The organism is Arthrobacter sp. Sr33 (assembly GCF_054511195.1).
Genome location: NZ_JBTNDD010000006.1, coordinates 168111 through 193518, shown reverse-complemented (window position 1 = coordinate 193518; position 25408 = coordinate 168111). Strand labels below are relative to the sequence as shown.

30 protein-coding genes are annotated in these 25408 nt (G+C 58.5%); 20 read left to right on the top strand and 10 right to left on the bottom strand.

Features of this window, described 5'->3' with window-relative positions:
* Positions 1-486: 486 nt before the first annotated feature.
* From ACX80T_RS10265 to ACX80T_RS10230, 8 genes are all read left to right on the top strand, one after another.
* Positions 487-1242, top strand: a complete 756-nt coding sequence (locus ACX80T_RS10265; protein WP_459304347.1) for a hypothetical protein — start codon at positions 487-489, stop codon at positions 1240-1242.
* On the top strand, positions 1242-1700 hold the full coding sequence (locus ACX80T_RS10260) for a phage holin family protein (protein ID WP_459304346.1): 459 nt from the start codon (positions 1242-1244) through the stop codon (positions 1698-1700). Before ACX80T_RS10265 ends, ACX80T_RS10260 begins: the two co-directional genes overlap by 1 nt.
* On the top strand, positions 1697-2353 hold the full coding sequence (locus tag ACX80T_RS10255; RefSeq protein WP_459304345.1) for a DUF3618 domain-containing protein: 657 nt from the start codon (positions 1697-1699) through the stop codon (positions 2351-2353). Before ACX80T_RS10260 ends, ACX80T_RS10255 begins: the two co-directional genes overlap by 4 nt.
* Before the next feature lie 48 nt (positions 2354-2401).
* Positions 2402-2869: a DUF4383 domain-containing protein gene (locus ACX80T_RS10250; RefSeq protein ID WP_459304344.1), complete on the top strand. Its 468-nt coding sequence runs from the start codon at positions 2402-2404 to the stop codon at positions 2867-2869.
* A 114-nt stretch (positions 2870-2983) separates the two neighbouring features.
* Entirely contained in the window at positions 2984-4066 is a 1083-nt protein-coding gene (locus ACX80T_RS10245) for a fatty acid desaturase family protein (protein WP_459304343.1), read from the top strand.
* Between the two features lie 54 nt (positions 4067-4120).
* Entirely contained in the window at positions 4121-4555 is a 435-nt protein-coding gene (locus ACX80T_RS10240; RefSeq protein ID WP_459304341.1) for a MarR family winged helix-turn-helix transcriptional regulator, read from the top strand.
* A 35-nt stretch (positions 4556-4590) separates the two neighbouring features.
* Entirely contained in the window at positions 4591-5226 is a 636-nt protein-coding gene (locus tag ACX80T_RS10235; RefSeq protein ID WP_459304340.1) for an NAD(P)-dependent oxidoreductase, read from the top strand.
* Positions 5227-5393: 167 nt separating this feature from the next.
* Positions 5394-5780, top strand: a complete 387-nt coding sequence (locus ACX80T_RS10230; RefSeq protein WP_459304339.1) for a DUF7793 family protein — start codon at positions 5394-5396, stop codon at positions 5778-5780.
* A gap of 32 nt (positions 5781-5812) precedes the next feature.
* Here ACX80T_RS10230 and ACX80T_RS10225 read toward each other — a convergent pair whose 3' ends face one another.
* Genes ACX80T_RS10225 through ACX80T_RS10215 form a run of 3 tightly spaced genes read right to left on the bottom strand, consistent with a single transcriptional unit; the run spans position 5813 to position 8942 of the window.
* A complete protein-coding gene (locus tag ACX80T_RS10225; protein ID WP_459304338.1) occupies positions 5813-6691 on the bottom strand; it encodes a carbohydrate ABC transporter permease in 879 nt (292 codons plus the stop codon).
* A 40-nt stretch (positions 6692-6731) separates the two neighbouring features.
* Complete coding sequence (locus ACX80T_RS10220; RefSeq protein ID WP_459304337.1) at positions 6732-7697, bottom strand: carbohydrate ABC transporter permease; 966 nt, start codon at positions 7695-7697, stop codon at positions 6732-6734.
* Positions 7698-7700: 3 nt separating this feature from the next.
* Positions 7701-8942, bottom strand: a complete 1242-nt coding sequence (locus tag ACX80T_RS10215; RefSeq protein ID WP_459304376.1) for an extracellular solute-binding protein — start codon at positions 8940-8942, stop codon at positions 7701-7703.
* Between the two features lie 445 nt (positions 8943-9387).
* On the opposite strand from ACX80T_RS10215, the gene ACX80T_RS10210 reads away from it, so the two are divergent.
* The 9 genes from ACX80T_RS10210 (at position 9388) to ACX80T_RS10170 (ending at position 17755) form a co-directional block, all read left to right on the top strand.
* On the top strand, positions 9388-9540 hold the full coding sequence (locus ACX80T_RS10210; RefSeq protein WP_459304377.1) for a hypothetical protein: 153 nt from the start codon (positions 9388-9390) through the stop codon (positions 9538-9540).
* 290 nt (positions 9541-9830) lie between these two features.
* Positions 9831-11297: a glutamine synthetase beta-grasp domain-containing protein gene (locus tag ACX80T_RS10205; RefSeq protein ID WP_459304336.1), complete on the top strand. Its 1467-nt coding sequence runs from the start codon at positions 9831-9833 to the stop codon at positions 11295-11297.
* A gap of 536 nt (positions 11298-11833) precedes the next feature.
* Complete coding sequence (locus tag ACX80T_RS10200) at positions 11834-12118, top strand: alcohol dehydrogenase catalytic domain-containing protein (RefSeq protein WP_459304335.1); 285 nt, start codon at positions 11834-11836, stop codon at positions 12116-12118.
* Between the two features lie 420 nt (positions 12119-12538).
* Entirely contained in the window at positions 12539-13000 is a 462-nt protein-coding gene (locus tag ACX80T_RS10195; protein WP_459304333.1) for a DUF4383 domain-containing protein, read from the top strand.
* Between the two features lie 65 nt (positions 13001-13065).
* Positions 13066-13479, top strand: coding sequence for a CBS domain-containing protein (locus tag ACX80T_RS10190; protein ID WP_459304332.1), 414 nt, complete (start codon positions 13066-13068; stop codon positions 13477-13479).
* A gap of 340 nt (positions 13480-13819) precedes the next feature.
* The gene (locus ACX80T_RS10185) at positions 13820-14092 is read left to right on the top strand and encodes a DUF7218 family protein (RefSeq protein ID WP_459304331.1); all 273 of its coding nucleotides are present in this window, start codon (positions 13820-13822) and stop codon (positions 14090-14092) included.
* 139 nt (positions 14093-14231) lie between these two features.
* Positions 14232-16010, top strand: coding sequence for a thiamine pyrophosphate-requiring protein (locus ACX80T_RS10180; RefSeq protein WP_459304330.1), 1779 nt, complete (start codon positions 14232-14234; stop codon positions 16008-16010).
* A gap of 387 nt (positions 16011-16397) precedes the next feature.
* A complete protein-coding gene (locus ACX80T_RS10175; protein WP_459304329.1) occupies positions 16398-16748 on the top strand; it encodes a transporter substrate-binding domain-containing protein in 351 nt (116 codons plus the stop codon).
* Positions 16745-17755, top strand: a complete 1011-nt coding sequence (locus tag ACX80T_RS10170; protein ID WP_459304328.1) for a cation diffusion facilitator family transporter — start codon at positions 16745-16747, stop codon at positions 17753-17755. The genes ACX80T_RS10175 and ACX80T_RS10170 overlap by 4 nt, the downstream gene beginning before the upstream one ends.
* 51 nt (positions 17756-17806) lie before the next feature.
* Here ACX80T_RS10170 and ACX80T_RS10165 read toward each other — a convergent pair whose 3' ends face one another.
* The 6 genes from ACX80T_RS10165 to ACX80T_RS10140 all read right to left on the bottom strand — a co-directional run bounded on the left by ACX80T_RS10165 (position 17807) and on the right by ACX80T_RS10140 (position 23022).
* On the bottom strand, positions 17807-18685 hold the full coding sequence (locus ACX80T_RS10165; protein WP_459304327.1) for a cytochrome P450: 879 nt from the start codon (positions 18683-18685) through the stop codon (positions 17807-17809).
* 214 nt (positions 18686-18899) lie between these two features.
* Entirely contained in the window at positions 18900-19217 is a 318-nt protein-coding gene (locus ACX80T_RS10160; RefSeq protein WP_459304375.1) for an SDR family NAD(P)-dependent oxidoreductase, read from the bottom strand.
* Positions 19218-19509: 292 nt separating this feature from the next.
* Positions 19510-20118, bottom strand: a complete 609-nt coding sequence (locus ACX80T_RS10155) for a flavodoxin family protein (protein ID WP_459304326.1) — start codon at positions 20116-20118, stop codon at positions 19510-19512.
* Between the two features lie 435 nt (positions 20119-20553).
* Positions 20554-21698 (bottom strand): IS3 family transposase gene (locus tag ACX80T_RS10150; RefSeq protein ID WP_459304324.1). Its coding sequence is split into 2 segments (ribosomal slippage): positions 20554-21422 and positions 21422-21698, totalling 1146 coding nucleotides; the frame shifts between segments, so codons are not numbered across the junction.
* Between the two features lie 297 nt (positions 21699-21995).
* Positions 21996-22124: a hypothetical protein gene (locus ACX80T_RS10145; protein ID WP_459304323.1), complete on the bottom strand. Its 129-nt coding sequence runs from the start codon at positions 22122-22124 to the stop codon at positions 21996-21998.
* Between the two features lie 334 nt (positions 22125-22458).
* Positions 22459-23022 carry a GAF domain-containing protein gene (locus ACX80T_RS10140; protein ID WP_459304322.1) on the bottom strand — a complete coding sequence of 188 codons (564 nt, stop codon included), beginning with the start codon at positions 23020-23022 and terminating at the stop codon, positions 22459-22461.
* Between the two features lie 791 nt (positions 23023-23813).
* Between ACX80T_RS10140 and ACX80T_RS10135 the strand changes: the two genes are divergently transcribed.
* The 3 genes from ACX80T_RS10135 to ACX80T_RS10125 all read left to right on the top strand — a co-directional run bounded on the left by ACX80T_RS10135 (position 23814) and on the right by ACX80T_RS10125 (position 25065).
* A complete protein-coding gene (locus tag ACX80T_RS10135; RefSeq protein ID WP_459304321.1) occupies positions 23814-24365 on the top strand; it encodes a GNAT family N-acetyltransferase in 552 nt (183 codons plus the stop codon).
* 92 nt (positions 24366-24457) lie between these two features.
* Entirely contained in the window at positions 24458-24598 is a 141-nt protein-coding gene (locus tag ACX80T_RS10130; protein WP_459304320.1) for a hypothetical protein, read from the top strand.
* Complete coding sequence (locus tag ACX80T_RS10125; protein ID WP_459304374.1) at positions 24550-25065, top strand: GAF and ANTAR domain-containing protein; 516 nt, start codon at positions 24550-24552, stop codon at positions 25063-25065. Before ACX80T_RS10130 ends, ACX80T_RS10125 begins: the two co-directional genes overlap by 49 nt.
* 77 nt (positions 25066-25142) lie before the next feature.
* On the opposite strand, the gene ACX80T_RS10120 is transcribed toward ACX80T_RS10125, so the two are convergent.
* A complete protein-coding gene (locus ACX80T_RS10120; RefSeq protein WP_459304319.1) occupies positions 25143-25259 on the bottom strand; it encodes an Lsr2 dimerization domain-containing protein in 117 nt (38 codons plus the stop codon).
* Between the last annotated feature and the right edge of the window lie 149 nt (positions 25260-25408).

Here is a 25408-nt window from a genome sequence, read left to right as displayed (position 1 = left end):
ACCGCGGTCGCACTAACCGCTCGATGGCGTCGGCGACCACGTGGTCGCCGAGGCCATCGACCTGAAAGACCACTGAACACCACAAACGAACAGGCAATAGCATCCCGCACGAAGAGGGGGCAAGCCCTGCGACGGAACCGCACTTCTGCGGGGTGCCTCACTCACACGCGGTGAGGTCGGCAGCCGGCCCCTCGCGGGTTAGGCCTCACGCATTAGACCATGAGAAACCTTTTGCCCTGCACCCTTGCGAAAAAGTAATCAGCGTGCTTACCTTTAACCGTAAAGCTAAGCATGCTGTGCTTACGGTGATCAGCGGCCCCGAGTTGCACGTCGAGGTCACCAGAACTTTGAACACTTATGTGGGAGGGAAGAACAATATTTTTCCGCTTGAACAGCCGGCTTCTCGCCCACCGCCTGCGTCATACCCGACGCCACATCAATAAGGCCGAGCTTTCCCGCCTCGGTCGCGTACCAAAGGAGAACATTATGAGCACCCAAAACTGGTCGGAAGACCCAGTCATCCCTGTGCCTGCTACACCAGGATCCAACAGCCCGGGCAGCCCAGGTGGTAGCCAGCCATCGTCAACCCAGGCGAAAGACGAGGCAAAGAACCTTAGCCACGAAGGTGCGGATGCGGCAAAGGGAGTTGCCAAGACCGCGGGGGCTGAGGCGAAGAATGTCGTCTCCGAAGCCGGTACCCAGGCGAAGAACCTCCTCGGAGAGTTAGGGTCCGACCTGAAATCCCAGGCCGGGGAGCAACAGCAGAAAGTCACTGAAGGACTGCGTTCGCTCAGCGATGAGCTGAAGTCCATGGCGGAGAAAACCGACGAGGACGGACCCGCAAAGCACCTCGTGCAGCAAGCCGCTGATCGCACCGGTTCCGCAGCAGGCTGGCTGGAAGGCCGCGACCCCGGTTCACTGCTCGATGAGGTCAAAGGCTACGCCCGCTCACATCCCGGAACCTTCCTGATGGTGGCCGCTGGCGCCGGACTGTTGGCAGGTCGCCTAACCCGTAATCTCAGCGGATCCAGCCATTCAGGTTCAGGCAATACCTCCACCGGCACTCAGGGTGGGTCACCATCGCGCACCCCTATGACGCCGCCCGCCGGAACACGGACTCCCGCCCATGCTGCGCCGGTTCCATCCGATGCCCAGGTCCTGGACCCGGCGGATACCTATCCAACGGTTCCGCCAGGAACACCCCCTAATGAAACCCTTCCTGGCCGGCGAGAGATCCGCTGATGAGTCACCAACCAACAGGCGGCTCCCCATACTCGAGCCCCGGACAGCCACCCCCGAGCGAAGCCCACGAAAAGGCCGAACACGAATCTCTTGGCAGCCTTCTGGGCGATGTCAGCCGTGACATCTCGACCCTGATGCGTCAGGAACTCGAACTCGCTAAGGCTGAACTGCGCGAAACCGGAACCCAGGCTGGTAAAGGCGCGGGAATGCTCGGCGGAGCCGGCATCGCAGGGCACTTTGTTCTGCTCTTCCTGTCCCTGGCCTTGATGTGGGGTCTGGGAGATCTGATCGGTCTTGGCTGGTCCTCGGTCATCGTCGCCGTACTCTGGGGCATTGTTGCCGCCGTCCTCGCGATGAAAGGCAAGAAGGAACTCAAAGCCGTCCGCGGAATGCCCGACACCGCCGAAACCCTCAAAGAAGTCCCTCCCACTCTGAAACCAGGTGAGCACACCCCATGAACAAGACACCAGAGCAAATCCGCGACGAGATTGAACGGACCCGGGCCGGCCTCGGAACGAACGTCGACGCCGTAGCCGACAAGGTCAATCCATCCAACATCGCCCACCGGCAAACAGACAAAGTAAAGCAAGCCGCAGGAAACGTAAAGGACAAAATCATGGGCTCTGCCGACAACGTCAAAACAAGTGTCATGGGTTCCGCCGAGAACGCCGGAGGCTCCGCGAAATCCGCCGTCCACCACGCCGGCGACGCCGTGCACGACGCCCCCCACCAGCTCGGCCAAAAGGCCAAAGGCAACCCTCTGGCCGCAGGGCTGATCGCTTTCGGCGCGGGCATGCTCGTCGCGTCCCTGATTCCAGCAAGCGAAAAAGAGAAAGAAGCCGCCGCAGCTTTGAAGGACAAAGCCCAGCCGCTGACAACCGAAATCACAGATTCCGCCAAGCAGGTCATGGAAGACATGAAGGAACCTGCCCAGGAAGCAATGGATTCGGTCAAGGAAACAGCAACCGAGTCAGCTCAAACCGTCAAGGATGAGGGGACCGGTGCGGCCTCGGATTTGAAGGACAAGTCACAGGACGCCAAAAGCAACATCCAGTCCAGCCAAGCCGCCAGCACAGGAACCAGCACCACTGGAACCAACCGCACCATCTAGTACTCGCCAGGATCCAAGGAATCCGAACACCTATCTCTAGGAGGAATCATGACCGCAGCTAATCAACCGGTCCGCCAGGACCGGGAGAAAACCAACATGCAGAAGGCCGCCATGGCCGTCGGCGCTGTGTTCTTGCTCGTGGGAATTCTGGGCTTCATTCCCGGGGTCACCAGCCAGCACGATCAGATGGACATGGCAGGACCTGAATCTGAGGCTCTCCTACTGGGCGCTTTTCAGGTGTCGATTCTCCATAACATCGTTCACCTCCTCTTCGGGGTCGCGGGACTGGTCCTTGCCCGTACCTACTCGAACGCCAAGAACTACCTCCTCATTGGAGGAGTGATTTACCTGGTTCTCTGGATTTACGGACTGGTCATCGATCAGGACTCAGACGCGAACTTCGTTCCCTTCAACGATGCTGACAACTGGCTGCACCTGTTCCTGGGTGCAGCGATGGTAGCACTAGCGCTCATCCTCAAGCGGAAGCGGGACCACAACACCGCTAACCGCACCTGAACAGCGGCAACGCGGACCAGATCCAGGCAACACCCGCCGATGGGGATCCCAACCCTGGGATCCCCATCGGTATCCAGACCGACCGTGGGGGTCTCAACATATAAGGAACCAATAATGAGCATTGCCGCCCCTGCCCGTAGCGTGCGCGTTTCCAGACCCAACGACGTCGTCGCCTCCTACTCGACGCTGTTGAAGCAGGTGCGTAAGGAAGGCTTGCTGAACCGGCGACGCCGTTTCTACGTCGCGGTCTTCGCTGCACTGGCCCTGACCATGGGCGCCGCCTGGACCGGATTCGCCCTCCTGGGCGACACCTGGTTCCAACTGTTGATCGCCGCAGTGCTCGGCATCGTCTTCACCCAGATCGCGTTCCTCGCCCACGAGGCCTCCCACCGCCAGATTTTCAAGACCCGCGGAGCCAACGACTGGTCCGGACGGATCCTCGCGGCCGGCGTCGTCGGCATCAGTTACCAGTGGTGGATGAACAAACACACCCGCCACCACAACGATCCCAACGTTGTGGGCAAGGACCCCGACATCGAGATCGACACCATTTCCTTCATCGAGGAAGATGCCGCGAAAGCCAAAGGCCTGCACGCCTGGATTACCCGCCGCCAGGGCTACCTTTTCTTCCCGCTGCTGACCTTCGAAGGCCTGAACCTGCACGCCAAGTCGATCGGCACCTTGTTCCGGCCCGGAGCGGTGCAGGGCCGCTGGATAGAACTGGCCCTCCTCGCGATGCGGTTCGGCGCGTACCTGGGCGTCCTGTTCTGGTTCCTGCCCGTCGGCATGGCGTTTGCCTTCATCGGCGTCCAGATGGCCGTATTCGGCATCTACATGGGAGCCTCCTTCGCCCCCAACCACAAGGGCATGCCGATCATCCCGAAGAACAGCAAACTGGACTTCTTCCAGAAACAGGTCCTCACCTCCCGCAACATCCGCGGCGGCAGCTTCGTCAACAACGCCTTCGGTGGCCTGAACTTCCAGATAGAACACCACCTGTTCCCGGATATGCCCCGCCCGCACCTGCGCCAGGCCGCCCTGATCGTCCGCGAGCACTGCGAACGCCTCAAAGTCCCCTACACCGAGGTCGGCGTCGCAGCCTCCTACGGCGCCGTGGTTTCCTACCTCAACCGGGTCGGCCTCGCCGCACGCGACCCCTTCGACTGCCCCATGGTCAACAAATACCGGCACCAATAACCCGAACACGCATCGGGCTGATACTGACTAGAAATTATGAAGGAGGTTAGTGTAATGCAGGACCTGGACTTGGATCAGTGGTCAACGAGCCGCCTCCTGCAGACCGCCACCCGACTAGTCGAAAACGCTTGGAACAAGGAACTCTCCGATTTCGGGATCACCCACGCAGGACTGACAGTACTTCTCGTGATCACCCTGCAAGGGTCGGGTACTCAAGCTGATATTGCCCGCCACGTTCGGGTTCAACCTCAAACTATGACCAGAACGCTTGACCACCTTGAGTCCAAGGGCTTCATCGCCCACTCGAAACCTACGGTCGATCAGAAACGACGAACATTCACGATTACCCCGGCGGGCACCAAAGTTCTGCAAACAACTGACGAAACAGAACACAACATTTTGCCGCAAAGCCCAAACGACGGAGACGTACGGCGCTATCTACAGCAAACAATTACCGAACTGACTCACCGTCGGATCGAGCACTTGTAAACATGCAGGGTTGAAACCAATCGGAAGGAACGTCTGTGAGAATCGCCCTCATCGGTGCGACTGGACGCACAGGCAAGCACGCCTTAGCCGCTGCTCTGGAGCAGGGCCATGATGTGACAGTTCTCGTCCGAGATCCCACTAAACTTCCGACATCCGCTGCCGCCCGCATCAGGGTCATCGTCGGGGATACCTCGAGCCGGGAAGATTTACGGAAGCTTCTTACCTCGGCCGATGTCATCATCTCCGCTCTCGGGCCAACCGGTAATCAACCGTACCTGCACACCCGCACAGCCATAGCACTCGTACCACTTATGGTCGCGGGCGGCCCCAAACGCTTCATCGGCGTCAGCTGCGGCCACGTCAACAGATTCGGCGACGAAAAACGTTTCATCAATAAAGTAATCGACGCTCTGTTCCGCCGATTCAACAGAACCGAAGCAGCAGATAAGTCCGGTGAGTTTCCCATCTGGTCCTTCAGTAAGCTCAACTGGACCTTGGCCCGGCCTCACAGACTTGTGGATGAGCCCGCGTCCGGAAGGCGTCTCGGGCACCATCCCCACCAACCTCCGCGCAACACCACGATCGCCCGCGCCGATCTCGGAGCATTCCTTATTGAGATCGCGGACAAGAACCTATATTCGCGTGAAGCACCCTTTGTGGCAAACGGCTAGAAGCATTGGCACTAGCTTTTCACCCGAAGCAGAAGGAAAACATCTAATCCCCACCAGAACGATGCCAGACGTCGCACAATGAAACATCACCAAGTTAGCCGGCCAATAATGAACCAACAGGTCGGGCTTACCACGAAACACAAATAAAGACTCAGAATAGAGATGTGATGACGGACGGAAAGAAAAGTCAACGACGGTTCTCACTCCTCCCCCAGGACGCCGGCTACATCCAAGTTGACTGGGACGAAGGGCTCACAGTTACCGAGCACGACGCCACGGAACTCATAACTAGCCTTGAAAAACTGTCACCGTCGTTGTGCCCACCGATGCTCGTTCATCTCAACAACATGATCTCGCTCAGCAGACCGGCGCTCAGCGCTTTCGCGACCGGGCTCAATGTTTCAGCACTGGCCATCGTCGGACCTACAGCGGTCGACCGGACCATCAGCACCTTCTTCATGGAAGTATACGAACCGCCCTACCCTACCCAGTACTTCGAGAATGCGATCGCCGCAGAACGCTGGCTACTGAACCCGTACAGAAATCAGGACTGACAAAGGTTTCAAGAAGTCGAAAGCTGGGCGGGTCAGCCTTTGCTGCCGGTGGTTGCGATCCCGGCAACGAAATGTTTCTGTCCGAGGAAGAACAGGATGATCATGGGGATGGTGGTGATGACACTTGCCGTTACGACTATTTCCCAATGCCAGTCACCCCCGAACCCGTACTGGTCAAGTAGGGCCTTGAGACCACGGGGAATGGTGAAAGTGGAACTGTCCCGCAGATATATCAAGGGACGCATCAGGTCGGTCCACGCGGCCTGAAACTCGAACAATAGAGTGACGACCAGGGCCGGTCGGCATAGCGGGAGCGCGATTCTCGAAAAGATGTGCCAGTTGTTTGCGCCATCGATACGGGCGGCTTCAAAGAGTTCACGGGGTAATCCGAGGAAAAACTGGCGCAGGAGAAAAATGTAAAAGGCGCTGCCGAAGAGGTTCCCAGCCCATAACGGGGTCAGTGTCCCCACCTGGCCCAACCCGTTCCAGATGAGGAATGTGGGGATCATGGTGACGGCGCCGGGGAGCATCATGGTGGCAAGGACGAATCCGAACAGCAGGTTCCGTCCTTTAAAACGGAAGTAAGCGAATCCCCAAGCCACCAGTGAACTGGAAATGGTCACACTCAGGGCCGCGAGAACCGTAACCAGAACCGTGTTGGCCATCCATAGTGCAAGCGGTGCCTCTTGCCAAACGGTCAGGTAGTTCTCGAAGGTGAAGGTTTCCGGGATGAGTTTGTTGTCAAAGACGTCCGAACGTGGTTTGAACGAGGCGCTGAGAAGCCACAACAAGGGGTAGGTGAAGATCACCGTCGCGACGCCGAGTGCGATCCACGTGAGAATCCTGGCGGTGGGTTTGCGCCGTTCACGACGGATGGTGGGAATAGGAGACAAAGGCGGTTCAGCCTTCACCGGGCGTGTATCCAGTGGGGGAACTAGCCCGGATTGCATGTCAGGCATCGTTGTTCCCCCCTTCGTAATAGACCAGCCGGCGGCTGATCACCACCTGCAGGCCGGTCACCGCCATGACGAGAACGAAGAGCAGCCATGCCATTGCTGAGGCGTATCCCATGTTCAGGAACTCGAAGGCCTGCTGGAAAATGTAGATCGCATAGAACAGAGCGGCGTCGTTGCTGTAGGTACTGTTGCCGGAACCGAAGAATGCGGTGTAAGCCTCGGTGAACGTCTGGAAAGCAGCGACGGTATTGATGATCACCAGAAAAAAGAGGGTGCCGCTGACCATGGGGATGGTGATTTTGGTGGTGGTATGCCACGCGTTTGCGCCGTCGACCCTAGCGGAGTCGTACAGTTCTTGCGGGACGTTTCGCAGTGCTGCGAGCAGAATGATGACTGAAGCGCCCAGCGTCCATAGACTCATCAGGACTAGCCCAGGTTTTATCCAGTTCGCATCAGTCGTCCAGGATGGTCCGTCAATCCCGAAAAAGCCGAGAACGTCGTTGATGAGACCGTTTTGGCCATTGAACAACAACAACACGAGGATTCCGATGGCCACCGGGGGGGTCATATTGGGCAGGTAAAACACGGTACGGAAGAAGCCTGAAGCGCGGCCTGCCCGGTTCAACAGCAACGCCAGAAGCAGGGCAACTATCACGTGCACCGGCACTGAGAGCGCGGTGTAAATGAACGTATTCCACAAAGCGAGGCTAACCTTCGGATCCTCGATCAGCCGGAGATAGTTTTCTATCCCAATGAAGTTGGGTGTATTGATCACGTCGTAGTCAGTCAGTGACAGATACCCGCTGTACAGCACGGGCCACAGGGTGAAAATCAGAAACCCAATAATCCACGGGCTCAAAAACAACAAGGCAGCCCGGGTCGTGCGAAGCCGCGCCGCCCGTTGTCCCGGCCGCAAGTTCCCTTCACGACCCTGTTTCAGAAGCGCCACCTTCTGACTCACTGATTACTCTTCATCCCAGCTACTCCACGCTTCATCCAACGCAGACTGCGCTTCTTCTTGAGCCTGATCCATCGCTTCCTGAGGATCTTGCTGCCCGTTGAGCACCCGGTTGACACCATCCTGCCAGGCAGTTTTGAATTCAGCGTCTGCAGGATTCGCAGGGAGAGAAAATGATGCTTCGTTTGCTGCATATGAAGCGTTGATCGCCTCGTCCCACTTGGCATCATCCGATGGCTTCACGTACTGCTCACGGATCTGATCATCGGCAGTCTGGTTGCCGGTGAACAGTCCGGTGAAAGGTTTCCCTTCAGCCTGCCGTGCCTCTGCCCGCACCCCTGCGGCCATCACCCAGGTTTCGGTACTGGTCATTTGTTGAATGAACCGGCAGGCTGCCTCTGGGTTACCACTTGCAGCAGGAATCGCCCAGGCCGATCCGCTGGAAAAGCTCAGGTCTTCACCGGCAGTGTCTTTGACCGTGGTGAACGCCATCTCAGCCTCTGGAGAAACATCGTTGAGAATATTGATGTACCACTGTTCCATTGGCATTGCTCCGAGCGTGCTGGCAGCAAACTGATTCCCGGAGCCGAAGAAGTCGGCAGAATCTCGATAGGCCTTCACCGCACTGAATCCGTCCTGCATGTCGTAAAGCCCGGCAGCGAACTCCAAAGCTTCCACGACGGCTGGATCGTTAAGCTGTGCGGTACGCGCATCCTCGGACAGTAAATTGGCGCCATTGGCTCGAGCCCAGATAGGAAGAAACTCAGGCAGCTTCGGGTCGTATCCGATAACGCTGATCCCGCCACCGTCATCCGTGGCGAACACCTTTTCAGCAGCTTCGGTCAACCCGTCCCAGCTGGAACCGTCGACATCCGCCAGCGTCAAACCGGCATCCTCCAACAAGCCGGTATGGGCCATAGTGACCTGGACCTGATTGAACTCTGGAACCCCGTACACCTCGTTCTCGAACGTTACTTGGTTCATGGCCGGTTCACGAAAGTCATCAGCGTTTATGCCTTCAGCATCCATGCACTCGTCAAGGGGCATGATCGCACCCCGAGAGGCAAAAGTGCCCAACTGGTCCCGATTCGCGTAAATAAGCTCGGGCGGTTCACCGGAGGCGACAGCAGAAAGGAACTGCTGTATATCTAGATCGCCTTCAACCAAACTAATCTCCACTTCGGGGAGCTCAGCCTCGGCCAATTCCAGCCTGCTTTCCGCAATTTCGTCGCTAGCACCGAAACCCATCACGCTTAGTTCCCCGCTGATCGCGTTCTCAGCGTTGAAGTCCGCGTCCGGTGTGCTCTGGGTCCCGGTCCCCGTGGCACATCCGGTAACTAACAAGGTTGTGACGCTGATGAGTGAAAGTGAGCGAACGGTTCGTGACCCTCGTGTCATGTCCTAATCTCCTCCACCCTGCTCTCGCGGATTTTCAGGTATCTTAAACTTCACACAGGGTACTTATCATTTGTTACCCGAGAAGCGCTTCTGTCAACCACTTGTGCAATCAATCCGGCGGCCCTGACGCCCGCGATGCGCCGCTTCGGGTGTTTCGGACATATCCCACCGAAGACGTCAGCGATTGTCTGAAAGGTTTAGGATTCCATTGAAATCGCTCAAGGACAGATCGGCGCCGTCGTGTGCGTCGGTGCGCAGACACCGAGAACCGAACTTGGGAGGAGAAAGCCATCCGGTGAACGCTAGCCTCCCACTGTCGATCGGCCTCGTTCAGGAACCGGTACCCAACTCCGCCCGCAAGGTCCGAACCATCCGAACTGCGGTAGCTTTCTCCTCCGGCGAACACCGACGTGCCGTCGACTTCCCCATCCCTGACTCGTTGCCTTGACTCTATTCTCGTTTCCAAGTTCAGAGGTCTCCATCAAACCCAGGGCGCTTCAAGAGAACCGAAACAGACAGCTCGGTTTGTCGTTTCATATGGCCGACCACTTTGACGCCGGACGCCCAACCTCACTGGGGATAACCGGCCGAGTCAGTACCGCGACGTGAGCGGCTGGGCGGCTACGTCGAATTTTGGATTACTGCTGTCGCTGGCATTTGAGTGGTTTGCGCATCAGTGTCAATAGAAAGGTCCGAGGGTTCGCGGGCCTCCGCGTCGTGAAGCTGGTAGAACGGAGTATGACCAGCGACGCGTTCGAACCTCACCCGATTGTCCGCCTGCTCGGCAAGCCGTCGGCCGACTTCACTGCCGACGATCTCGTGCGGGCCGTCGAAGAGCTGGGGTTGCATCAGGTGAACCTGCGTTACGTTGCCGGCGACGGGCGTCTGAAGACCGTGGCCTTCCCCATTAATTCGCGCGACCATCTCATCGAGGTGCTGACGCGGGGTGAGCGTGTGGACGGCTCGAGTGTCTTTGCTGGCACCGACCCCGACAGCAGTGATGTTTACATTGTTCCGCGTCACCGCACCGCTTTCCTCAACCCTTTCGGCGAGCGGTGCTCGCTGGACGTGTTGTGCTCTTTCTACGACGAGGCCGGGAAGCCGCTGTCCTACGCCCGGGAGCAAATTGTGCGCCGCGCTGCTGAGGCCTTAACGCAGGAGACGGGTATGACGCTCGAAGCCTTCGGCGAGCTGGAGTACTACCTCGTTGACGCGCCTGACCGGATTTATCCCGTCGAGGAGGAGCGCGGCTATCAGGAGTCGGGGCCCTTTTCGAAGCATCAGCGGGTTCGGGAGCAGGTGCTAGGTCATCTCTGCTCGATGGGGGTGGCATTGAAGTATGCCCACGGGGAGGTCGGCAACATCCTCGAGGACGACCGTCAGCTGGTCCAGCATGAGATCGAACTTCAACCTGTGCCCTTGGAGCAGGCAGCCGACAACCTTGTCCTGGCGAAGTGGGTGGTGCGCGAGGTCGCCCACGCCCATGGTCTTGAAGCGACCTTCGCCCCTTTGGTGAGCGGGAAGGGCGCAGGAAACGGCCTGCACATCCATAGCCGGCTGGTGCGCAGCGGCGCCAGCACCATCGTCGGTAAGAATGGAATCAACGACACCGGGCGCCGGCTGATCGCTGGCTACCTTTCGGTGGCCAGGGCGCTGACCGCGTTCGGTAACACTGTCCCCACGTCCTACCTGCGATTCACCGACGGTGACGAGTCACCTGAGGACATCTGCTGGGGCATGAAGGACCGCACTGGTCTGGTTCGGGTCCCGCTGGCCTGGGGCGGGGACGTGTTGGCAGGCATGGTCGCCCACGCTAATCCTGGCAATGCCGAGCCCGTTCCCCGACCCGCCACGGACCCCCAGACCGTCGAGCTTAGACTCGGCGACGGCTCGGCCGACGTACACCTTCTCCTAGCCGGCATGGCCGTCGCGGCGAAGCGCGGGCTAAGTGATCCCGGGAGCTTGGAGCTGGCCGAGAGGCTCAGCACCGCCACCCACGACGACTTCGAACGACTACCTGCCTCGTGCTCGGAATCGGCCGACGCGCTCGAGGCCGAACGGGAAATTTTCGAGGCCGACGGCGTCTTCCCCGGTGCGCTCATCGACGCGTTGCTCGCGGGCTTACGCGACACCGACAACGGGAAGTTTGCAAAGGACGAAGCTACTCGCGAGGAGCTCATTCGCCGTCATTGGCACACCGGGTAAACCCGGCGAACTTTTGGGCCGCGCCCACCCACACACAGACCCCGTCCCATCCTCAATAGAGGCGACTCGATGCACAGTTCCGGATCGACTCCTAACTTCCCTAGCAACGTCCGCATTATCCGGATCGCAGCAGCCCTTACCTCCGTCGAATATTGGCTCCCCGTCGATGCCCGCGACACTTAATGTCCTACCACGGCTCCATCTTTACCCCGAGTCGAGAGCTTTTATGTGGTCACGGCTGATTCCAGTCGTCCCTGTCGGTCGGCAGAACTCGACCGCCGTGATGTACTTGCGGCACAGCAGCCGCAGGAGACAGACGAGTCTTAGTAGGTTAGGCGCCTACGCTTTATGGACTACGTCCCCTACAGGCAAGCGCGTGCAAGCCTTCAGGTGCGGTCGTAGCGTGGGAAACTCATGCACAGCCCACCTAACCCGGCACGAGGAGTTCTCATGAAAGCACTTGTACGGCACGGTGAAGGCGATATCCGGCTCGATAATGTGGGGATCCTTCTATCCAGGATACCCACGACGCGGTTGTGCAGATCACCCGCAGCGCTATCTGCGGCGCTGATTTGCTACTCACTCGAGGCACCATGGCAGGGATGAAGGAAGGCACCATCCTGGGTCATGAAGCGGTGGGAGTGGTGACCGAGGTCGGCTCCGCTGTCCGGAGGTTCAGCCCCAGCGACCGGGTCATTGTGTGTTCGACGATGTCTTGCGGTGTGTGCAGTCAATGCCGGGCCGGACACACAGCGCAATGCGACACCGCTAATCCGAACGGATCGCGGGCTGGCACCTGCTTCTTCGGCGCCTGCCGATAGCCCGCAAATCTTCGCTCGTCAGCCGTACCGGGCTGCCATGTCCATTCAGCTCACGCTTTCCCGTGCCCCCTAAACCCCGTAGTTTGTCTCCGGTGTTTCGTCTCTCGTCCATCTAGAAATAGTTCCACAGGACCGCCCTCACAGAGGAGATACTAACCGGATTACGCCGATTCTCGACAACTAGCGGTCGAACAACGCGGGAACCTGGCGGCGAATCCACCGCGGTGGTGCCAGCCATGAACTACGAAAATGGGCGTTCAATAACGGAGGGCCGCCACTATGGTCGGTGACTCCATGTGCGCCGGAGCACCACCGGATACCTAAGCATGCTTCCTATTAAGTTGTGGTTGTGCCAGTGTGGATATCGATAGCACTCCTGTCGGCAATCGGCCGGTACCGGCATCGAGGGGGGAATCGATCATGGTGTTCGAACGTATTGGTGGCGAGAAGCAAGCCACGGGGAGAACAGCGCTGCAGATAGCTGCCCTAGCGGTCGGGGCTGTTTTTCTGCTAGTCGGAGTGCTGGGGTTCGTGCCGGGGATTACCACCAACTATGACCAGCTCAGCTTCGCTGTGCACATATCCGAAGCACAGCTACTAGGGCTCTTTCAGGTATCAGTCCTTCACAACATCGTGCACCTGCCCTTCGGCGTCGTCGGCGTAGCCCTGGCGCGCACCAGAAGCGGGTCCTACTGGTTTCTTCTTTGGAGCGGCATCATTTACGCAGTGTTGTTCGTCTTCGGGCTGATTGTCCCGCATGACTCCGCAGCCAATTTCGTCCCAGTCAACGCGGCCGATAACTGGCTTCGTCTTGGACTCGCCGTCGGCATGACGGTACTCGTTCTCATCCTTGCCCCGAAACGCAACACCACCGCCACTTAGACCGCCCACCCAAGCTAGGTTCATCCGTTCAACTGCAGCAACAGCTAAGGAAGCAGGTACTCAAAATGGTCAACGCACGCGACATCATGACCGGCGGCGCTGAATGTATCGGGGAAAAGGAAACCCTGGAATCAGCAGCCCAGAAAATGAAACAACTCGACGTCGGATCTCTACCCATCTGCGGTGAAGACCAGCGCTTGAAGGGGATGCTGACGGACAGAGACATCGTCATCAGATGCGTAGCCGACGGTGACGATCCACGCACTACAACTGCGGGAGAACTTGCCGAAGGAAAGCCCGTCACCATTGGGGCCGACGACAGCGTGGAAGAAGCCATCCGCACCATGCAGGACCACAAAGTCCGCCGCCTCCCGGTCATCGATGGACACGAACTCATCGGAATGCTCACCCAGGCAGACATAGCCCGAAACTATCCAGAGGACCGCGTCGGCGAACTCGTCGAATTCATCTCCTACTGAATAAGACCGACGAAAACTATTAAGGAGTGCGGACGATGGCGATCTGCGACACATGCGGTACCGACTACGACAAACCACTAACTATCAGCGGCGGATGGATGCGCATGCAAGACTTTAAGACTTTCGATAGTTTCGAGTGCGCCATCCAGGATTTGGCACCCACCTGTGCTCATTGCGGTTGCTGTGTGCTTGGGCATGGAGTGGAAAACGGTGATGCCATGTTCTGCTGCGCTCACCGTGCCCGTGATTTCGGCGAATCGGAGCTGGTGGACCGAGTGTAAGGAACCACACAAGCTTCTGCGCCAACAGATTGCACCGTGTCAAGGAAAGGTGATCAGAAATGAGTCTTCAAGGACGTGGATCGAAGAGCCTGAAAGATCCCGAAGTGTACGAAAAACTCCGCGACGAGGGTGCATCCAAGGAAAAAGCAGCGCGCATTTCCAATGCCGCCAGCCAGAGAGGCCGTTCATCCGTCGGCCGTGTAGGCGGCGAGGCAGCGTCTTATGAAGACTGGACAGTTCAAGACCTTAAAGGTCGGGCCAAGGAACTTGGCTTGAGCGGGTATTCGGGGTTGAAGAAGGAACAGTTGGTTTCCAAACTCCGCAACCACTAGCCACAACACGGAACCTCGCAGTACAGCACAAGATCAGAGCCACACAAAACCCGGGCGCGAGGCCACCCGGAGGTTTCACCGCCAAGAGGGTGGCCTCCAGGATTAGGGTGGCTTCGACCGTAAATGTTGAGGAGTAAGCATGACTGAACGACTCGTTGCGGACCTGGTAGTGGAACGGCTACAGGCTTGGGGAGTAGAACGCATTTTCGGTTACAGCGGTGACGGCATCAACGCGTTCCTCGGGGCCCTACGCAGGTCCGGTAAACCAGAGTTCATTCAGGCCCGGCATGAGGAGAACGCTGCGTTCATGGCGGTGGGGCACGCGAAGTACACCGGCGGGGTGGGCGTGATGACCTCCACGCAGGGCCCCGGGGCCGTCCACCTGCTCAACGGCCTCTACGACGCCCGGATGGACAGCGTTCCGGTGGTCGCCATTATCGGGCAACAGAGTCAAAGCGTTCTCGGGTCCGCATACCAGCAGGAAATTGACCTACTGACCCTCTTCAAGGACGTTGCCTCGGCGTTCCGCCAACAGGTGGACAGCCCCGAGCAGGCACCCATGGTGATCGACCGGGCATTCAAAGCCGCACTCGCCACCCGGTCCCCCGCCGTCGTCATCCTGCCCCACGATGTCCAGCAGGAACCCGCACCGGAGATGGAACACACCCACGGTGTCATCCCCTCCGCTCCCATCTGGAATCCCGGCCGGGCCGTTCCGCATATGCAGGATGTGGACGACGCGGCCGTGCTTCTTAACGCTGGATCCCGTGTGGCGCTGCTGGTCGGGCAAGGAGCAAAAGATGCCCAGGACGAGGTGGTCGCGATAGCGCAGAAGCTGGGCGCCGGAATCGTCACCAGCCTGCTAGGCAAGCCGTACGTGGACGAATCATTACCTCTCGCTGCCGGAACCATGGGACATTTGGGTACCAGCGCCAGTGCCTTCGTGCTAGGCAATTGCGACACCCTACTGATCGTCGGCTCCAACGACCCGTGGACGGAGTTCTACCCACCGCCGGGCGCGGCTCGGGCAGTGCAGATCGACATTGATGCGAAAGTCATCGGCAACCGGTACCCGGTGGAGCTGGCGCTCACCGGGGACGCCGCCGAAACCCTGCGGGCCCTGCTACCAAAACTGACCGGTGGCGACCGATGGTGTGCCGACGTCGAGAAGGCAGTGCGATCCTGGCGGTCCTTGGCCCGGCAACGCGCGGAAACGCCAGCCCGACCGGTCAATCCCGAGCTCGTAGTCCGGGAACTAAACGGGCGGCTGCCGAAGGACGCACAGATAGCCGTCGATGTGGGCAGCTGCGTGTACTGGTATGCCCGCCAGCTTTCGCTACCCCGCGGTGTGCCAGCCCACCTCTCCAGCACCCTGGCAAGCATGGGCTGCTCCGTGCCCTACGGCATAGCAGCGAAACTCGCATACCCTGACCGCCCCTTGGTGGCATTAACCGGGGATGGTGGCATGCAGATGACCGGCGTCGCGGAACTCATCACTGTCAGCCGGATGTGGCGGAGTTGGGCTCATCCCGGATTTGTGGTGTGCGTGCTGAACAACCGCGAGCTTGCAGAGGTGACCTGGGAGCAACGGGAAACCGAAGGCGAACCCCGGTTCGAGGACAGCCAGGCACTGCCAGACTTCGACTACGCCGGATACGCCCGCCTGCTGGGGCTCTCTGGCACCCGGGTCGATTCGTCGGACGCACTCGGTGCCGCATGGGATGAAGCACTCACCGCCGACCGCCCATTCGTGCTTGAAGTGGTCACCGATCCCGATGTTCCGCTGCTGCCGCCGTTCCCCGCCGGAAAGAAGCTCGCTATAACCATGGAGAAGGCCCTCACCGCCGAAGGCCCGGCCGGCGAGCACGCGCTGGGTCTGCTGCGCGAGTATGTGCGGCAGGAAAACGGATTGAGTTAGGCGGTCACCTCTGCGCGTGGTGGTATCACCCAGTCGCTCGTCGACGCCTATACCAGAAACCCGCAACCTTCGTCGGGTAACCCACTCCCCTTCGGCTCACCGCGTCCTACCTGGGCGGGGGCGCAGCTACGCAGGGCCAGTGAACAAAGGCTTCAGGAAACAGTGGAGGCCGTGGTGAACAATCCACTTACTATGTAGCTCATTCTTGCTGATGCGCGTTTATACGCCGGATAACGGGCTCCGAGGGAGTAGTTTCGAACCATGAGAAACCTAGGCAGACTAGCTGCGGGAGTCAGCGTGCTGCTAATGAGTGGTTGTGGGTTATCGATTCCCTCTGACCCGGACGGAACTCTAGAGAGTGTGTCCGGTGGGACGCTTCGTGTGGGCGTGACCGAAAATGACCGGTGGGTGGACACCCTATCTGGCGGCGATCCACAGGGAATGGAGCCGGATCTGGTGCGGGAATTCGCATCGACCGTTGGGGCGGACATCCAATGGTCCGAAGGTAGCGAACATGATCTGGCGGAAAGCATCGAACAAGGCCGTATTGATCTGGCGATCGGCGGATACCACGATGACACACCGTGGAGCAGCCATGCCGGAGTCACCCGCCCCTATGTCGAATCCGTCAACGAGCAAGGGCAGACCGTTCGACATGTGATGCTCGTGCCCAGAGGAGAAAATGCATTCCTTCTGGAATTGGACCGGTTCTTGCTGAAACAGGAAGTGTCGCCGTGAGCCCGGCCTCGGGGCCCCCGCGCTTTGGGCACACCGAGCTGCCACAGGAACAGCAGGCCGCGCTACGTCGGGCGGTGAAGTTCGAATGGATCACTATCGGGTTCCTCGCCGTCACCACAACACTGGTGTTCCTAGTACTCGGTAATTCGCAAGCCATGAAAGCTGCCTGGATCGAAGACTTGCTTTCCTTCCTGCCTCCCGTTTCCTTCCTCGTCGCCGCCCGGATTATTAGGAAACGACCTACAGAGAACCACCCATACGGGTTTCACCGGGCAGTGGGAATAGCCCATCTGGTAGCCGCCGTGGCCCTGTTCGTCATGGGCGCCTACCTGCTCATCGAATCAGGAATAGCTTTGGTGACGGCGGAGCACCCGACCATCGGCGCCGTGGAACTATTTGGTCACAGTTTCTGGCTGGGCTGGCTGATGATCCTCGTCATGCTGTTCACCGCTGGCCCGCCCGTCTATCTCGGCTGGGTGAAAATGAAACTCGCTAAACAGCTCCACGATAAGGTGCTGTACGCGGACGCGGACATGAATAAAGCCGACTGGACCACTGCGGTAGCGGCTGTCGTCGGCGTTCTCGGTATAGGCCTAGGACTGTGGTGGGCCGACTCCACCGCGGCCCTTCTCATTTCTTTGAGCATCCTCCGCGACGGTATAAAGAACCTTCGCGCAGCAGTCGGCGGGCTCGTCGATACCCGCGCGAGGACCTTCGATGACTCCAAACCGGACCCCCTAGGCGGCCGCATCGACGTTTATTTGCGTAACCTACGGTGGGTCAAAGATGCCCGCTCACGCATCCGGGACGAGGGCCACGTATACCATATTGAATCCTTCGTCGTCATCAACAGCCGCCGGATGCCCAAAGTCCAACACCTCGAGGACGCCCGCCAGGCCTGTATCGACATGGACTGGAAAGTTCAAGACATCGTCATCATCCCCGTCTCTGAGCTACCCGAAGAGTACCTACCCGGCATTAGCGCCTCCGGCGGAGAACGAACCTAAAGCAATCAATTTCCACCCGTCGACGTTGAAGGGACCTAATTTCAGTCAGGACTAGCTGTGGACGCCGAACCGGAGCCTGTAATTGTTGAGGGTCCCCGGCAGTGGTGCGGCCGCGTCCAGGGGATGAGGGTGTTTGAGAGTGATCTCCCTTGACTCGACGACGTGAGCGAGCATGGCGCTAGTCAGCATCAGGACCAGCTGACGGCCCGGACAGACCACTGGTCCGTCGCTGAATGGGACAAGCGCCCAGTCTGTTGACTGGTGATCTTCCTGCCACCGTCCGGGTTCGAAGCGGTGAGCACCCGGGAGGTGGCGTTCGTCGCGGTGGAAGAACGGGGCATGGATCAACACGCCGCAGTTCTTGGGGATGGTGCCATTGTGCCAAGAGACTTCTCGTGTGGTCTGACGCAGGGTCAGCGGTGTTGTGGGCCATAACCGCAGCGCTTCCAGGACACATGCCCGCAGGTAGGGCAGGTGCTTCCGGTTTGAAGTGTCCTCGCTGATTTCCTGACGTGCACGGTCCAGCGTTCGTTCCTGGGTGGACAGGGCCGCTAAGGTCCTGAATGTCGCCATTCCTGCCGGGTCGAAAACAAACAGCCATTGCGGGATCTGGTTGGCCGGTGCCGCCCCGTCTTTTTTGATGGTGTTGGCCATGATGTGAGCCAGGCTTCGGGCATCGGCGGTGAGCATCCGGTCTCGTGCCTTGGCCAGAAATTGGGTGCGCAGTTTTTTGCGGACTGGTTTGAGGAAGGCCCAGTTGGCGTCCGACCGTAACTCGGTGATCATGTCGGTCAGCTCGTGGTCTTCGCGTGCAGCGTCGCCGAAGACTACTCGCCGCACGACCTTGTCCCAGGTCTCGATGAAGTCATCCCAAACCAGTTCTCCTCTGGCATCGGCGTCCTTCATCAGCTGCCCGGCTTCTTCGTTCATGATCGGAATGAAGGACTCAGCGAGGCGGTGAACCGGGCTGTGCGTGTCGAGGACCTGTTCCTGCAACGCGCGCCGAACGGTTCGTTCCTTTCCCTTCGAAATGAGGGAGTTCCGGGGTTCGAAATGTAACAGGGCTGCGCGTTTTCGTCGCTGGCCGGAGAGAACGGGTCCGGGGACTGTTTGAGTACTTCGTGCTTATGTTCAGGGGACAGCACTACCGCCTGTTGCCGGATGGGAATACGCAGTAACAGCGGTCCCTGACCGTATTTGGTTCCCGGCAATGTGCTGGCTCGGAGAGCTCCCCGTGAATCAGGACGGCTTTTTGCCCCGCCTCCTCGACCAGACGCGCGGTGTCTTGTGCATCCTCGTGCTCGTTCAAATAAGAGATGAGGACGTCGGCTCCTTCGCGGGCAAACGCAATAGCAACAGCACGGCCTATCCCACTATCCCCGCCCGTGATGACCGCGGCCTTCCCCGTCAATTTTCCGCTACCGCGGTAAGTGTCTTCCCCACAATCGGGTGTCGGCGTCATCTCCGCCTGCGTACCAGGTACTTTCTGCTGCTGGGCTGGTTGATTCACCAAACCCATCCTGTGCTTTGACGCGCATGGAACCTACTATCCGTACAGTCAGCATACTAACGACCAGCTCCATCTGCGCTGACCCAACAATTTGATTCACGTCAAACGACCCGAACCGAAACTTTTAGATCGGTCTCCAATTGGCGTTCCCTGTGGGTGGAAGGAACGGGACTACTGGCGGTTTTCGCCCGACTCAAAGAGAACGTCTAACCGTCAGTAGATGATCGCTTAGGTCGAGGAGGATCTATTCCGCTGGGTATGGAGCATTTTTGAGGGCTCGGGCGAGATGGACCGCGTTGCGTGCTAGGCCCGCGTTGGTGGAAGCAACAGGGTCCGGGACCTGGTCGAGGTCTTTGAAGTCGATGGTTTGCATGGCTTCACCCACCCAGTACGTGCCGCCCTGGGCGGGAAGGGTGAACCCGACGTCGTTAAGTCCTTGCATCATGTCGGCAATGGTCTTGTGGGCGCCGTCCTCGTTACCGACGACAGCGACAGTGGCAACTTTGCCGTACAAGATGGGCCGGCCTTGCGAATCCGTCTCGGACAGTTCCGCGTCGAGGCGCTCCATAACTTGCTGGGCGACGCTGGAAGGGTGACCCACCCAGATGGGGGTCGACAGGATGAGAATGTCTGCGGCGAGGATCTTTTCGCGGATTTGGGGCCACTCGTCTCCGTTGCCCATATCTGTCTGGACGCCACGTTTAACGTCATAGTCAATCACCCGCACGGACGACGTGGCGACGCCTTGTTCTGCTAGATGGTCGAGGATGTGCTGGGCCATCAGTTCGCTGCTCGAGGGCGACGGTGACGGCGTGAGGGTACATACAAGAGCGAGGGCGGAAAGATCAGTCATATCAGTGAAGCCTTTCAGATGGATTGTTCAATGTGCCGAAATCTAGATGGATCCGCGTCGCCTACAGGACAACTGGCCGGCCAGATCCGCCGGTGTCATGGACATGAAGATCCGTGTCTTTGAACAGTCCATGATGAACAGAAACTTCTGCCATGAAGCGCCTCCAACATTGAGATGGGATCGGCGTACAAAACCGACTCTACCCAATTCGTCAGCAGGCTGTCTTTCGGACGGGATCTTCGCTACATTCCGTCGTCAAAAGCTTCAAACACTGAGCGGAGAATGACACTAACCAACCTCGAACCTAGCGCCCACTAGTTGCGCCCGCACGCAAGACCAGGAAATGAAGCGACGAAAGCCCATCTGAATTTTGTACTAACGGCCGACACATCTGATTCTGGACGGGACTGCCCCGGCTTTTGTTGACTCGGGGTCTTAGGCCGCTGTGAGCGCGGTTCGGTTGATTGTTTCATATTCGATTGGGGTGAGCTTTCCCAGACGTCGTTGTCGCCGGCGTCGGTGATAGGTCCGCTCGATCCACGTCGTAATTGCTAGCCGGAGTTCCTGGCGGGTGCTCCATCGTTTGCGGTCCAGTACGTTCTTTTGCAGCAGTGAGAAGAAGGACTCCATCGCCGCGTTATCAGCGCAGGCTCCGACCCTTCCCATCGAGCCGGTGAGCCCATGATGCCGCAAAGATTCCACGAAGCTCCGCGAACGGAACTGGGACCCGCGGTCTGAGTGCACCACAGTTCCGGCCGGACGTCGTGAGCGGACCGCGTTCTCCAACGCAGCGACCGCCAGCCGGGATTTCATCCGTGAGTCCATCGAGTAGCCCACGATTCGCCCGGAATAGACGTCCTTCATCGCACACAGATAGAGCTTTCCTTCCGCGGTGGGATGTTCGGTGATGTCCGTTAACCACAGCTGGTTCGGCATTTTTGCGGTGAAGTCCCGTTGCACCCGGTCGTCATGAACCGGTGGTCCGGGCTTGCGGTTCAAGCCTCGCTTCCGCGAGAACACGGACCAGATTCGGTGGTCGCGACACAACCGTTGGACCCTGTTCTCACCCGCGGTGAAACCTTTGCCGGGGAGCTCGTCGGCGATGAACCGGTACCCGAACGCGGGATCGTCGGCGTGGATCTTCAGTGCTGCGTTGACCAGATGCGCATCAGCCCAGTCCCGGTCGGTGACCGGGTTGGCTTTCCACCGGTAATAGCCCTGCTTGCTGAATCCCAACACCCTGCAAGTCACCGCGACGGGAACACCATCAGCGGCAAGGTCCGTGACCAGCGGGTATGTCATTTTGGGTTGATGTCACGAGCCAAATACGCGGCGGCCCGGCGCAGCACCTCATTCTCCTGCTCCAATAGCCGGTTGCGTTTCTTGAGGTCCCGCATCTTGGCCGAGTCATCCGCTGCACGGGTTACCCCGGTTTCCTTCCGATCCGCGATGGCGAGCCACCGTTTCAACGTCGTGACTGAAAGCCCGAAATCCTTAGCGATCTGCGCCAACGGCGCTTCACCCTTCCGTGCCACATCAATAACATCCTGGCGGAACTCCGCCCCATAAGCCGTCGGCATGGTCAACATCCTTCCACGAGCCTCAGCTCGTTAGGTCAAGGAGTCAACAAAACCGGGGGCAGTCCCGACATCAATTTTAGTCCTGCTGGGCGTCGTCCAAATATTCCGCTTTTCGGCCTTGCGGTAGTTCATCGATCAGTTCATTGATTGCCGGGGCGATCGTGCTGCGCCACTCCAAGCATTCACGGGTCGGATACGTCTTGCAAAGCATCGTTCGCGGACACTTCAGCGAGGGTTGAAGCACAAAGAAGCCGGGCCCAGTAAACACGGGCCCGGCCTAAGACAACGACGCTCTTGCTACTTCTGGTCGCCGTCTTTCTGCCCATCAAAAGCGTCCTTTGCTTTTTCCTTGCCCTGATCGACCTTCTCCGGATTGTCCTTTGCGTAATCCTTGGCTTTGTCTGCTGCTCCACCAATGTCCGCCATGACTGCATCCCTTCGTTGGTTCTAGCCAGGGCCACCACCTTTGAGAGCCCCGGCCTGACACATCCATCCTGATCCAAACCGCGCCAAGAATCTAGCCCTGTTAGAAGGGCTCGACCGACGTGATTCGCTAGAGATTTTGATCCTGGGACGGTTCGTTCACGTATTTCGGCTCGGGTGCGGTTTGGTAGGTCATCGATCAGTTCATTGAGTGCCAGAGCGATGGTGTTCCGCTCCCCTACCAGCAGCGGATACATGCCGTTGAGATACGCATCGAGTTCGTAGGCTTTGAGGTTGCCGCCGACGCTGAAGTAATGCAACCAGATCTCGTCAATGGTCAGGTCTGCGTCGTGAGCTGTGAGCCAGGCGCCGCGTTGTCGGTGCGCTGGGCCAAACGCACAGCCAAGCGGAAAGCTTTCGACGTCTGCCGGACATGATCCTCGATAATCTCCATCAGCGGGCGGTCGAAGCGGTGCGGACGATCCGAATACACGTTCAGGGCCGCCCGGGCATCCCCCGCAAGATCAAAAGCGACAGCGACGGACGACCGGATTCTTTCCCAGACCATGATGGGAGTGTAGGCGGGCTGCCGCGACTCATTGTGCATATCGGGTATGTGAACGGTCTGCTGCTCCCGGTTAGCCCGCAGGCACGGACCGTCATCGAACTGGTACTGGATTTCATCCGTTTTCTGCGCTTGTTCACTACTGCTGGCAACCGTACCGACCTTTTTGTGGCGCAACAGAGTAATGCCGCAAAGAAACTCGGGGCCCTCCGAAAGTGCGCTGACGGAGAAGCGGACCAGCTCGTTCAAGAACTCTTCCACATCCACGGTGTCCAGCAGCAGATCCTGCAAGTAGTCACTGATCAAAGGATGGGAGGTATTGGTTCCATCGTCCACCGATGGGCCTCGATTCCGGTATGTGCCCTCAAAATGGGCTAAAGAGGCACTACAAGCCGGAGTGCACGCACGCGTGCGAAAGAGAACATTCAGACGCAGATCGAAAAGCATATCAACGGCTCGCTACCAAACCGTGCCCACCGCGCCGCAGGACACCAACATCGCGAACCGGACCCTTAACGCAGGGGTGCCGGGCACCCCAAGAGGATTGGTAATCGGTATCAACAAACGCTACTGGCGTAACTTCCGACAAGTGGTTGAACTGGCGACGGCAGCGCCCGCAGCCCGTGTCTGACCCGGTGGCTGCCGCCTACGCCCAGCGATCAATGCCACTCGTTCCCTGATTGATCCAGCTTTTGCCTCTTGGCTAATTTCAGCCGTTGACCTTGTGCTAAACCCCGGTTTAGTTATAGCCTTATATTGAGTTCAGCAGTGAGCCGCACAAAGCTTTCTGCCTGATGGAGTGATTTTATGAATCACAAGTTAACAGTCCTCGTCCGATTGGACACGGACCACACGAATGCGGTCATCGCCGTAAATGGATGCTTCACCACTGATGACTGGCGCACACTTCTACCCATTATTGACCGCACCCGGTTACTGACTGGGGGCCCTCCGGTGACAGTGGACCTTACGCGGGCCGACCATGTCGATTCTGCAGCGGTCGAAATTCTGAGAGAATCCGTCTCCGCACAAAAGCCCATGCAAACAGTGGTGTTCAGCACCCCTGCGGTCTTGCCTCTTTGCCCCGCGCTATTGGCGCAGAATCCGGACGACGAGTTGGTGGGATCATGAGCCAGGCATCGGATCTCGAAGAAATCATCAGGTTTTCCTACCCTACCGACCCAGAAACACCTCAACTGCGTCCTGAAGACCTCACCGAGCTCACCACGCAGAAACTACTGCGGCTTTGCGATAAAACATTCCAGGAACTGGACCACGAATATCCGGTATTCGGTGCACAGGAGAACTACCGGATGATCCTGGAGGAAATACAGCTCCGATCCTCCCACGCAAGGACGGATACAGCACCAATCCGTGCCACCGTTCGGGACCATATCGCCGAAACGCGCTTTGAAGTATTCGTGGGAGGGGAAGTGGCTGGTGCGTTAGATTACCGGATAAGTGAACACCAGATGTGGATACTACGCACCGCCGTGGATGAACAGTATGACAGCCGCCGCCTCGATACGGTTCTCCTGGAAACCGCCCTTCATAGCGCACACCGGCGCCGCATCGCGGTCATCCCCCTATGCCCGCTCGCCCGTCAATACCTCATCTCACACCCCCACTACCTGCCCCTGGTACCGGAAACCCATTCCTACACCCTTCTCGCCAGCTAGATAGCGCGTAAAACGATGATGCCGAGCACACGCACTAGCCAAGTCAGTGGGGCCTTTGTAAACTCGCGAACACACTGGACGGTGATTATGCCGTGGCGGACCTACTCCACACACTGGTGGAGCAATCCGTTGAACTCCTCGACGCCACGGCCGCCGGCCTGACCCGCACGGGGTTCTCCACGTACTGGCATCCACCAGCTATGAAAGCCACCTCGTTGAGGCACTTCAACTAAAACATGGTGCCGGACCCTGTGTTGACTGCTATACGACCGGGACCCCCATCACTATCCGCGACATCGCCGGAACCGAACACCGGTGGCCCGAGTTCAGCGACGCCGCAAAATCCCAAGGATTCCGTTCAGCCCATGCCTTCCCAATGCGATTACAAGGCCGAACTATCGGGGCGATGAACCTATTCCGGACCAACGCCGGCAAAATCCCCGACGAAGACATCGCTATCGGACAAGCGCTAACCGACGTGGCAACCATCAACCTCCTGCAAAAACGCACCGCCATGCAAACCGCTATTACTAGCGAACAATTGCGCGAGGCCCTTGGCAGCCGGATCCTCATCGAACAAGCCAAAGGCATGATTGATCACGGACAAAACATCCACACGAACACGGCATTTCACCGTCTGCGCACCTATTCACGAGCACACAGCCGGAACCTACACCTCAACCGCATCCTCACCGTATGAAGTCACCCGAACGGCGCCAGCGGCGGCCTACTTCTGAGCTTCGTTGTAAGCGTCCAGAACTGATTGCGGGATCCTGCCTAGTCCGCCGTCAGATCGATTTCATAACCGGTACCGTCAATCTCAAAGCGAACGGTTTCCTGAGCTGCTTGACCGTTCAAATCAACGATCAATTCCACTTCCACCCGCTGCGCCACTGTCCAACTCCTACGGTCATAGTTACGCGCCAAAAAGCTCCTTGATACCGAGAATATAGCGGCAAAATTGGTTTTGAATGTACGTTCCGAGGTGTAAACGCGGCCCTCGCTTCGTTCAATCCCTGTGCCCACCGAAAGTGGATCAGAAA

Bases quoted from the DNA above. Each gene is read 5' to 3' on its own strand.
- ACX80T_RS10265 (WP_459304347.1), top strand. From the start codon at position 487: ATGAGCACCCAAAACTGGTCGGAAGACCCAGTCATCCCTGTGCCTGCT.
- ACX80T_RS10260 (WP_459304346.1), top strand. From the start codon at position 1,242: ATGAGTCACCAACCAACAGGCGGCTCCCCATACTCGAGCCCCGGACAG.
- ACX80T_RS10255 (WP_459304345.1), top strand. From the start codon at position 1,697: ATGAACAAGACACCAGAGCAAATCCGCGACGAGATTGAACGGACCCGG.
- ACX80T_RS10250 (WP_459304344.1), top strand. From the start codon at position 2,402: ATGACCGCAGCTAATCAACCGGTCCGCCAGGACCGGGAGAAAACCAAC.
- ACX80T_RS10245 (WP_459304343.1), top strand. From the start codon at position 2,984: ATGAGCATTGCCGCCCCTGCCCGTAGCGTGCGCGTTTCCAGACCCAAC.
- ACX80T_RS10240 (WP_459304341.1), top strand. From the start codon at position 4,121: ATGCAGGACCTGGACTTGGATCAGTGGTCAACGAGCCGCCTCCTGCAG.
- ACX80T_RS10230 (WP_459304339.1), top strand. From the start codon at position 5,394: ATGACGGACGGAAAGAAAAGTCAACGACGGTTCTCACTCCTCCCCCAG.
- ACX80T_RS10215 (WP_459304376.1), bottom strand. From the start codon at position 8,942: ATGGGTTTCGGTGCTAGCGACGAAATTGCGGAAAGCAGGCTGGAATTG.
- ACX80T_RS10205 (WP_459304336.1), top strand. From the start codon at position 9,831: ATGACCAGCGACGCGTTCGAACCTCACCCGATTGTCCGCCTGCTCGGC.
- ACX80T_RS10195 (WP_459304333.1), top strand. From the start codon at position 12,539: ATGGTGTTCGAACGTATTGGTGGCGAGAAGCAAGCCACGGGGAGAACA.
- ACX80T_RS10190 (WP_459304332.1), top strand. From the start codon at position 13,066: ATGGTCAACGCACGCGACATCATGACCGGCGGCGCTGAATGTATCGGG.
- ACX80T_RS10185 (WP_459304331.1), top strand. From the start codon at position 13,820: ATGAGTCTTCAAGGACGTGGATCGAAGAGCCTGAAAGATCCCGAAGTG.
- ACX80T_RS10180 (WP_459304330.1), top strand. From the start codon at position 14,232: ATGACTGAACGACTCGTTGCGGACCTGGTAGTGGAACGGCTACAGGCT.
- ACX80T_RS10165 (WP_459304327.1), bottom strand. From the start codon at position 18,685: ATGAACGAAGAAGCCGGGCAGCTGATGAAGGACGCCGATGCCAGAGGA.
- ACX80T_RS10160 (WP_459304375.1), bottom strand. From the start codon at position 19,217: ATGACGCCGACACCCGATTGTGGGGAAGACACTTACCGCGGTAGCGGA.
- ACX80T_RS10155 (WP_459304326.1), bottom strand. From the start codon at position 20,118: ATGACTGATCTTTCCGCCCTCGCTCTTGTATGTACCCTCACGCCGTCA.
- ACX80T_RS10145 (WP_459304323.1), bottom strand. From the start codon at position 22,124: ATGGCGGACATTGGTGGAGCAGCAGACAAAGCCAAGGATTACGCAAAG.
- ACX80T_RS10135 (WP_459304321.1), top strand. From the start codon at position 23,814: ATGAGCCAGGCATCGGATCTCGAAGAAATCATCAGGTTTTCCTACCCT.